The sequence below is a fragment of the Brevibacterium ammoniilyticum genome (genome assembly GCF_038429965.1).
Taxonomy (GTDB): Bacteria; Actinomycetota; Actinomycetes; order Actinomycetales; family Brevibacteriaceae; genus Brevibacterium; species Brevibacterium ammoniilyticum.
This window is the reverse complement of sequence record NZ_BAABNP010000007.1, coordinates 229,995-239,190: the sequence shown is the minus strand read 5'-3', so window position 1 is coordinate 239,190 and position 9,196 is coordinate 229,995. Positions and strand designations below refer to the sequence as shown.

7 protein-coding genes are annotated in these 9,196 nt (G+C 67.1%); 3 read left to right on the top strand and 4 right to left on the bottom strand.

Annotated elements, in window-relative coordinates:
- Positions 1 to 423 (bottom strand): DNA cytosine methyltransferase (locus tag AAHA49_RS10580; protein WP_425286514.1); only part of this gene is annotated, 423 nt, incomplete at its 3' end.
- A gap of 33 nt (positions 424 to 456) precedes the next feature.
- Complete coding sequence (locus tag AAHA49_RS10575) at positions 457 to 615, bottom strand: DNA cytosine methyltransferase (RefSeq protein WP_187326294.1); 159 nt, start codon at positions 613 to 615, stop codon at positions 457 to 459.
- 326 nt (positions 616 to 941) lie between these two features.
- On the opposite strand from AAHA49_RS10575, the gene mobF reads away from it, so the two are divergent.
- Positions 942 to 4,496, top strand: coding sequence for a MobF family relaxase (mobF, locus tag AAHA49_RS10570; protein WP_483073341.1), 3,555 nt, complete (start codon positions 942 to 944; stop codon positions 4,494 to 4,496).
- Between the two features lie 22 nt (positions 4,497 to 4,518).
- Here mobF and dprA read toward each other — a convergent pair whose 3' ends face one another.
- Positions 4,519 to 5,523 carry a DNA-processing protein DprA gene (gene dprA / locus AAHA49_RS10565; protein ID WP_036542732.1) on the bottom strand — a complete coding sequence of 335 codons (1,005 nt, stop codon included), beginning with the start codon at positions 5,521 to 5,523 and terminating at the stop codon, positions 4,519 to 4,521.
- Between the two features lie 210 nt (positions 5,524 to 5,733).
- Here dprA and AAHA49_RS10560 point away from each other — a divergent pair, with 210 nt between their 5' ends.
- Both AAHA49_RS10560 and AAHA49_RS10555 read left to right on the top strand, forming a co-directional pair.
- A complete protein-coding gene (locus tag AAHA49_RS10560) occupies positions 5,734 to 6,063 on the top strand; it encodes a hypothetical protein (protein WP_026529636.1) in 330 nt (109 codons plus the stop codon).
- A 331-nt stretch (positions 6,064 to 6,394) separates the two neighbouring features.
- Complete coding sequence (locus tag AAHA49_RS10555; protein WP_026529635.1) at positions 6,395 to 7,303, top strand: DNA adenine methylase; 909 nt, start codon at positions 6,395 to 6,397, stop codon at positions 7,301 to 7,303.
- Here AAHA49_RS10555 and AAHA49_RS10550 read toward each other — a convergent pair.
- Complete coding sequence (locus tag AAHA49_RS10550) at positions 7,254 to 8,771, bottom strand: hypothetical protein (protein ID WP_026529634.1); 1,518 nt, start codon at positions 8,769 to 8,771, stop codon at positions 7,254 to 7,256. The genes AAHA49_RS10555 and AAHA49_RS10550 overlap by 50 nt on opposite strands.
- Positions 8,772 to 9,196: the final 425 nt, after the last annotated feature.

Below are 9,196 nucleotides of genomic sequence, written 5' to 3'. Positions count from 1 at the left end.
TGACCCACCGTCCGCTACGGACTCACCGAGCGGCTCGCCCACCCAGGCCGGTAGACATAACCACCCGCTCCGTATAACGGCGCCGACTGCCCGGAGAGGTCGAGCTGCGAGGTCTCCCAGACCCCACGGGTCGGGTTCCACTTCGCGAAGGGCTGCATCGCCGGGGGTTGCGTGGTCGGGATTGCTATGCGCATCGTCGTCTTCTTCTAGGGGTGCGCGGACGGCGGGTGAGGACAGCAGGCCGCGCACGTTCTCGATGACGACGAGCTGGGGTTGCAGCGCGTCGATCGCGGCGGCCATGTACGACCAGAGCCCGGAGCGGGTGCCGGGCGCGAGGCCGGCGCGCTTGCCCACGGTCGAGACGTCCTGGCAGGGGAAGCCTCCACAGAGAACATCGACCGGCTCGACGGTGCGCCAGTCGATGGTGGTGATGTCGCCCAGGTTGGGGGCGTCGGGTCAGTGGTGGGCGAAGATGCGGGAGACGTGTTCGTTGTTCTCGGAGAACCAGATCGTCTCGCCATCCAAGGCATGTTCGACGGCGAGGTCGAGACCGCCGTACCCGGAGAACAGTGATCCGACCCTGAGTGGGCGAGTCCGGTCGTGAGGGTCGTGCATGAGGGCTCCGGTTGACGGGTGATCCCGGTCGGACTTCACGCATGAGGTCACCACCGGGCTGGTCAGCGACCAGGTGCGCGACCACTCGAACCGCCACCGCTTGCCTCGTCGCCGATGCCGTGACCCGCGCGCGGCGCACCACCCCCGCGTACTTCGGAATCCGTGACTCAGGCGGCGCCGCCAGCTCTCGTTCGCCGGCCCACCGAGCCATCACACGTCTTTCAGACGAGGCCGTTTCGGGCTTTGTCGCATCTGATGCGACCGGTCTCGCGGGCTCACCTGCTCTCCGAGCGCGGCCGGAAGGAGCAGCCGAGGTGACGGTTTCGATGCGCGTGATGAGCGCGGGCGATGGATACAAGTACCTGTTGAAGTCCATCGCCGCGGGCGACGGCGACCGGAGCCTGAGCACGCCGCTGACCCGCTACTACGCGGAGGCGGGCACGCCGCCGGGCTTCTGGATGGGCTCGGGGCTGGGTCGTCTCGGGCACGGCGACCTGGTCGAGGGAGGGCAGGTCTCTGAAGCTCAGCTCGCGCTGTTGGTCGGGATGGGCCATGACCCGATCACGGGCGAGCCGCTGGGCCGCGCCTACCAGCAGTTCGCGTCGATCACCGAGCGGATCAAGCAGCGCGTCGACGCCCTCGACCCCGAGTTGGGGCCGGCGACTCGAGCGCAGGAAGTGGCCGCGATCGAGGCGGAGGAAGCCGAGCGCGGCACCCGCCGCGCAGTAGCCGGTTACGACTTCACATTCAGCGTGCCCAAGTCAGTCTCCACGATCTGGGCGGTCGCGGACGCCGGCACCCAAGCCCTGATCGCGGACGCCCATCATGCGGCGGTTGCAGAGCTGGTTGCGTTCCTCGAACGCGAGGTTGCCGCAACCCGCGTCGGTGCAACCGGGCCGGACGGCGCGGTTGCGCACGTCGACGTCGCCGGTGTCGTGGCCGCGGCATTCGATCACTACGACAGCCGTGCGGGCGACCCGCAGTTGCACACCCACGTCGTCGTCAGCAACAAGGTCCTGACCGTGCAGGACGGCCGCTGGCGGACCCTCGCCGGCCGGCCGATGCACTCCGTGGTCGTCGCAGTCTCCGAGCTCTACAACGCCGCGCTGGCCGACCAGCTCACCCGCGTCCTCGGCGTCGAATGGGAAGCACGCGAACGGGGCAGGGACCGGAACCCGGCATGGGAAATCGAGGGCGTGCCCGACGAGCTGGTGACCGAGTTCTCCACCCGGTCCCGACACATCGAGGCCGAGAAAGACCGCCTCATCGCCGGGTACGTCGCCAAGCACGGCAGGCAGCCCTCCGCGCGAACGGTGCTGAAACTTCGGGCGCAGGCGACGCTCGCCACGAGGCCGGAGAAGCAGGTCCGGTCGCTGGCCGACCTCACCGCCGAGTGGCGGCAGCGCGCCGGCCGGGTGCTGCGCCGGGACGCGAACGGCTGGGCGCGCACGTTCACCGCATCCACCGCAGACGCACCGCGGCGGGTGCTGCGCGCCGACGACGTGCCGCTGGATGTGGTGCGCGAGGTCGGGCAGACCGTGATGGAGACGGTGGGCGAGAAGCGTTCGACCTGGACCCGCTGGAACCTGCATGCCGAAGCATCCCGGCAGTTGATGGGGTGGCGGTTCGCCAGCATCCAGGACCGGGAGGCGATCACCGGGCTCGTGGTCGATGCCGCCGAGCACGCTTCGCTGCGGCTGACGCCGCCGGAGCTGGCGTCCAGCCCGTTGCAGTTCCGCCGCGTGGACGGCACCTCTCGGTTCCGGCCGCACGCCTCGACCCTGTTCTCATCCGAAGTCCTGCTGGCCGCCGAAGACCGACTCCTGGCGCGTGCCGCCACAACGGCCGGGCCGGTGGTGCCGTTGGAGACGGTTGAGAGGATCGCCCGCAAGCCCGACGCACGCGGCCGGGTGCTCGGCGAGGATCAGGCCGCGGCCCTTGCCGCGATCGCGGTCTCCGGTCGGGTCGTGGACGTGCTGGTCGGCCCGGCTGGGGCCGGGAAGACGACGGCGATGAACGGGCTCCGCAGGGCGTGGGAGAAGGAGCACGGCACAGGGTCGGTGATCGGGCTCGCCCCCTCGGCGGTCGCCGCGCAGGTCCTCGCCGATGACCTCGGCATCGCCACGGAGAACACGGCGAAGTGGTGGCAGAACCACCTCATGTACGGGACTACGTTCACGGCCGGGCAGCTCGTCATCATCGACGAGGCGAGCCTGGCCGGCACGATGTCGTTGGATCGGCTCACCCACGAAGCCGAGAAGGCCGGCGCGAAAGTCCTCCTGGTCGGCGACTGGGGCCAGCTCCAATCACCCGGCGCCGGCGGCAGTTTCGCCATGCTCGTGCACGCCCGCGATGACGCCCCCGAGCTGACCGATCTGCACCGCTTCACCAACGAATGGGAGAAGACCACCTCGCTCCAGCTACGCCACGGCCGTGCCGAGGCGATCGACGCCCTGATCGAGCACGGCCGGATCACCGGCGGCGACGAGGAAGCGATGATCGACGCCGCCTACACAGAATGGCGGGCCGATCTTGCTGCCGGGCGGGCGTCGATCCTGGTGACCGAGACCCACGCGACCGTCACCGAGCTGAACGCCAGAGCGCGGGCGGATCGGATCATCGACGGCACCGTAAACCCGACCCGCGAACTGCCGCTGCGCGACGGCACCGCGGTCTCCGAGGGCGATCTGGTCATCACCCGCGAGAACGACCGGCGGCTCCGCAACGGCCGAACCTGGGTCCGCAACGGCTCCCGCTGGACCGTCACCGGAGTTCGCGAGGACGGGTCGGTCAGCATCCGCCCGGCCGGGCGCAGGTTCGGCGGCGGGATCGTCCTGCCGGCCGACTATGTGGCCGAGCACCTGGACCTCGGCTACGCGATCACCGCGCACCGCGCCCAGGGCGTCACCACCGACACCGCGCACGCGGTCGTCACCGCCACCACGACGCGGGAGAACTTCTACGTCTCCATGACCCGCGGCGCCCACAGCAACCACGCCTATGTCACCGTCGACCGAGAGGACGCAGAACACGCGGTGCCGCATCCCGGAGACAACCCGAACGTCACCGCTCGCTCGATCCTCTACGGCGTGTTGCAGCACATCGGCGCCGAGCTGTCTGCGCACGAGACGGTCGCTGCCGAGCAGGACCGCTGGGGCTCGATCGCGCCGCTCGCGGCCGAGTACGACACGATCGCGCAAGCCGCCCAGCACGACCGCTGGGCGACCTTGCTCGCCGCGTCCGGGATCACCGCCGAGCAGATCGAAGACGTGCTCGGCTCCGACGCCTACGGCGCGCTGTCGGCCGAGCTGCGTCACGCCGAGGCCAACCACCACGACCTCGACGCGCTGCTCCCGCGGCTGGTCGCCGCGCGGAGTCTGGACGATGCCGATGACATCGCCTCCGTCCTGCACGCCCGCGTGGCACGCGCCACCGCCCGGCCCGCCGGATCAGGCCGCACCCGCAAGGCCCCGAGGCTGATCGTCGGACTGATCCCGCACGCCGGCGGGCAGATGGCAGACGACATGCGGCGAGCCCTGGACGAGCGCCGCGAGCTGATCGAAGGCCGCGCCGACGCCGTGCTCCGCGGCTACCTCACCGATGAGGAGCCGTGGACGGCCGACCTCGGCGCGGCTCCGAGGGGCGACAAGCAGAAGGCGGCGTGGTGGCGTGCCGCTCGCACCGTCGCCGCCTACCGCGACCGCTACGGCATCACCGACGACCGGACCCCGCTCGGCCCGACGCCGGAGAGCACCAGCCTGAAGATCGACGCCATCCGCGCCCGCGCCGCCCTCAACCGCGCCCAGGCGATCGCTCACGAAGGTACGACGGCTGATGCGGTGCGGCCAGCGACCACATCACGCCCCGCACCGAGCTTGTGAACCCGTCCAGCGAGGGCGGCCGTCAGAGAGAGCGCCCCGGCGTGCCCGGCGACGGGTGCCGGTGCCCGAACTCGCGTCCGACCTCGGGCCGCGTCACAGTCCGGTCCGGGGTTCTGTCGGCGTCGAGTAGGTCGATCACGTCGCTGGGCTGGGTGACGAGCGAGGCGAAGCCTTGCTTGATGAGTTCGTTCGGCCCCGCGCTCGCGACGCTGGTCACCGGGCCGGGCACCGCACCGACGCCCCGGCTGAGTTCGCGTGCGGCGATGACAGTGGTCATCGACCCGGACCGAGGACCGGCCTCGGGGATCACGGTCGCACCCGAGAGCGCCGCCAGCAGGCGGTTGCGGGCCAGGAACCTGTGTCTGGTCGGTGCGGCTCCCGGCGGCAGCTCGCTCACCAGCAAGCCGACATCCCCAATGCGATTCAGCAGCTCGCTGTGCCCGGCCGGGTAGGGGCGGTCCAACCCGCCGGCCAGAACGGCGATCGTCTGACCGCTCGCGGCAAGCACGCTCTTGTGCGCGGCCCCTTCGATCCCATAGGCGCCACCGGAGACGACGACCCGTTCCTCATCGGCAAGACCCGCCGCCAGCTCGCCCGCGACCTGCTCTCCATAGGCGGTCGCAGCGCGAGCGCCCGTGATCGTGGCCCGATCGCTCAGCGCCGTCATCAAGAACGAGACCGCACCGCGAGTCCACAGCAGGTACGGCGCACGATCGCTCAGGTCGTTCAGGCCGGCGGGCCATTCCTTGTCGGCGGGGATGAGCGTGCCGAATCCATGCCGCTCCGCCTGAGCCATCTGATCCAGCAGGCCGGGTGTGACCCGCGCCGTCAGTCGTTCGCGCCACATCAGTGTGTCGGCGCGTGCCAGGCCGGGCACTTCGTCGTCGGACTCGATCAGCCGCAGCGTCTCGACCCCGCCGTGACGGGCCAGGACGTACCCCGTGATCGGGTCGTTCGGCTCGGCGATCATCGACAACGCGACCCGCGCCATCCGCTCACCCTGCACCTGCTCCGCCAACGTGGCCATGATCGGTGTCCTCTCGCTCCAAGGTCACCGACGAGGTACACGCCCGCCTGCCGATGGGGTTCCCTCTGCCATAGGACAGTCGTAAACTCGGTAGCGAGGCAGGTTCAGCAAACTATGCGGGTCCTTCGGGACGGCCCTTCGCGGGCACTCGGTTCATAGCCGCCTCCACGACGGAACACCGTCGCGCTATGACGAGGAAAGAGGCCTGCAATGCTCCGGACGTCCGTGGCGCTCAGCGCACGAGGCTATGGCGTACTCCGCTACGCACCCACGAACCTGCTGCTCAACGCGATCCGCACACGGCGCGGCCTGAAGTGGGGCGTCCCCGCGATGCTGCTCGCCGGGGTCTACTTCTACGCCGCGGCGATCTGCACCACGATCATCAACGACGGGGGTCCCGGTTGGCTCTACCTGCTGGTCCTGGTGTTCGTCTGGAACGCCTTCAAGTTCCTTTGGATCGGCCCCGTCAGTCTGATCCAGCTCATAAGTGTCCGTGCGGGGGAGCGTCGCGAACGGCAACCGGTGCCGTCCTCGCGGTGACGCGCAGGCGAGCCCACCGCGCCATAGGGCACTGACCACGACACAGTCGCATTCGGTTGGCGCGTCCCTTCACGGTGTACCGCATCGATTCGGCGTGTCGATGGCTCTGTGATGTCGTTACGAGTAGTATCCGTTACATGCAGGACTTCACGAGCCTGAGCGACGCGGGCCTCACTGACGTTGATCGAGCGCTGCGTCATGAGCGGCTACGTCGCCGTAAGGCGTGGCGTAACTGCGAGCGTTGCGATCAGGTGTTCCTCGGGCGAGGTGATGCGCGCTTCTGCTCGGCTCGCTGTCGAGTCGCCGCGCATCGAGCGGGGAAGGAGTCCTGATGAGTGACACGCTGCGGGTTGTCGCGTCACGTCGGTACGGAACGCTCTCGCCGCTCCGCTATCCGGGAGGAAAGGCGGCGCTCGCTGGCTTCTTTGGCGACATCATCGATGCTCTCAGGGTCGAGCGCGCACGTTATATCGAGCCATATGCCGGTGGCGTGGGAGCTGGGATTGCGTTGCTCCGTGAGGGCATTGTCGAAGAACTGGTTATCAACGACATTGACCCTGCGGTGTACGCCTTCTGGAAATCTGCGGTCGGAGACAATGCCAGCTTCGTTGAAATGGTTGCGTCCGTCCCACTTACGATCGCTGAATGGCAGAAGCAGCGAGAGATATACAGATCGCGCGATGAGCGAGATTCACTCCGCCTCGGGTTCGCCTTCTTCTTTCTGAACAGGACCAATCGTTCAGGGATTCTGAATGCCGGAGTTATCGGCGGTCAGCGGCAGGAAGGGAGATACAAGATTGACGCCCGCTTCAATCGCGAAACGCTCATCGAACGATTGACTGCGATCGGAGGCTTGGCCGATCAGATCACGGTCTCAGACCTTGACGGCAGGACAGTGATCCAGCGTTACGCTCAGGACGATCGAGCATTTATGTACATCGATCCGCCCTATGTTCAGGCGGGGTCTCAGCTCTACCTCAACGCGTTCGACGGGCGCGATCACACAGCCCTCGCGGCGATCGTCAATACGGTGGAGAAGGCGCACTGGCTCATGACGTATGACACGGCTCCACTGATTGAGAAGCTGTATCGCGAGCACTTCCAATGCCGCTTGGAACTGACCTACTCCGCGCGGTATCCGGGGCAGGCCGAAGAACTGCTCGTTGCATCGCCCGCGGTCGCCGGTGTGGTCAAGGCGTTGCAGGGGCAGACTGTAATGGCGGACGCAACAAGCGCCTGAGCAGCGGATTGACCACCTTCCACGCCTGCCGAACGTCCTCTGCGGTCACTGACGCATCTGCGCTGTGCGCGATGAGATTGAACCACTGGATAGAGCCATGTTTGTGGGCGTTTCCCGACTGTATGGCGCCGATGGTCGATTTGAGAGTCTTCTCCGAGCCATAGGTTTGCGCGACCACTTTGAAAACCGCACTCAACTCGCCTGTCGCGGGCGTTGCAGAGCCCTCGAAATGGACCTTGATGGTGGCTTCGAGAACAGAGCGCAATAGGATCGCGGACGCGATAGGCAAGTTTCCCAGGTTGATCCGTCGTAGCTCGAAGTAGCGCAGTTTGAGGTTCAGTGGTGCGTTCTCGTAGTCGAGGCCAGACAGATCGAGCGTGTCCTTTGTGTCTGGATGGTTCGGTCCACGGCTTCCTGCTCCGCTCGGAGGCTCAGGCTGGGGTGGCGTTGCCCCGCCGGTCGCGCTACCGGGACCGCTTGGAGGCATTCCGTGGCTGACACCTTGCGACGGTCCAGGCGGAGTCGGTGGTGCGGGCGCGGCGGGTGATGGTGTCGGCGTTGCTGTAGTGGGTACACCGTTGAGACGGTCCACGAACGGCTGGTAGGCGTCATCACGCTTCTTGAGCTCCGGAGAGCGGGTGTTGAGCCTTCCAGCGCGAAACTCCCCGACTAGATACTCCAATGCACCGAGCTTCTTCTTTGGAAGTTTCGACGCGATCTTTTCGGGAGTTGAGGACCGAGGAAGCAACATGCCGTCTCTATCGAACTCCACCCCGATCGCAGCCGCGATGTCCTTACTTCGGTACGCGTACTCAAAGGCCGACATCGCCAAGTCGTCGCTGGCGGCGTACTGCCGGAGGGTGTGATCGGAGAATGGCGCAGCGGCAAGGAAGCGTCGCATCACAGCCATCTTCATGAACCTTGCGACCTCGACATCGGGGTACTGCGCCTTGACGTCCTCCACAGTCGTCTGGTCGTCCACGAGTGAGTAGTAGAAGGTTGCTTGTTGGTCGCGGCTCCACCGCTTCTTGGAGATGCCAGTGTGCAGTCGGGCAACGTGCGGGGCGGCGGTCGCGCGATCAGGCGCCACGATCACGCGGATTCGCTCGGGGAGGTTTTCTGCCTCGACTGCGTACCGCTTGAGCAGTGAGCGAACCTCGGCTTCGTGACCAGGCACGATCGTCGGGTCGTAGAGAGCCTTGAGTGCGCTGACGCGCCGGTTGCCTTCCAGGACGATGTACGAAGGCGGCTCGTCCCGTGACTCCGCCGCGATCACGATCGGCACCTCGTTGTCGAAGTAGCCGTCGCGAAGGATCAGCCGCGCCGCGCCGAGGACGTCCTCGGAAGCGAACAGATACTTCAAGGCTCCGGCTTCATCGTCGCGACGAGTCGGGATGCGGTAGTTCTCCAGGTCGAGCAGGAGCCGGCTCAGCTCGACCTCCACGATGGGTAGCTGCTCGTAAGCCATGTCCAGCCTCGTCTCGATGATCCGTCCGGCGATCTACGCCCTCGGTGCCGAACGGACGAGAGCTGTCGTTCAGTCCTAACTGTAGCCGCGCTGTTTCGCGATCGGGCTGAGACACGTCGAGGCGCATCAACCGAAGCTCCTCTGACGCGCGAACGCACGAACTGGTTGCCATAGGCGCCCGTGACGCCGTGACAGTTCTCGACGCGGGCAGGCGCCCAGGCACGGGACCACGGTCATGCAAACCATGCAGCCTGCCGGCGACGCCGCGTGGTCGCGTGAACTGCGGAACCAGACGGAAACGAGGCCGAGCTGCCACTTCGGACGCTTGTACGGAACCTGTCGTCGCGTGTCTTCACGGGACGGCCATGGTGCGTCGCCGCCTGGTACTGTCCACAGTCCGTGGGACGATAGGCATGGGAGCCGCC

Excerpts from the sequence above, each read along its gene's own strand:
- AAHA49_RS10555 (WP_026529635.1), top strand. The coding sequence starts at position 6,395 with ATGAGTGACACGCTGCGGGTTGTCGCGTCACGTCGGTACGGAACGCTC.
- AAHA49_RS10560 (WP_026529636.1), top strand. The coding sequence starts at position 5,734 with ATGCTCCGGACGTCCGTGGCGCTCAGCGCACGAGGCTATGGCGTACTC.
- AAHA49_RS10575 (WP_187326294.1), bottom strand. The coding sequence starts at position 615 with ATGCACGACCCTCACGACCGGACTCGCCCACTCAGGGTCGGATCACTG.
- mobF (WP_483073341.1), top strand. The coding sequence starts at position 942 with ATGCGCGTGATGAGCGCGGGCGATGGATACAAGTACCTGTTGAAGTCC.
- dprA (WP_036542732.1), bottom strand. The coding sequence starts at position 5,523 with ATGGCCACGTTGGCGGAGCAGGTGCAGGGTGAGCGGATGGCGCGGGTC.
- AAHA49_RS10550 (WP_026529634.1), bottom strand. The coding sequence starts at position 8,771 with ATGGCTTACGAGCAGCTACCCATCGTGGAGGTCGAGCTGAGCCGGCTC.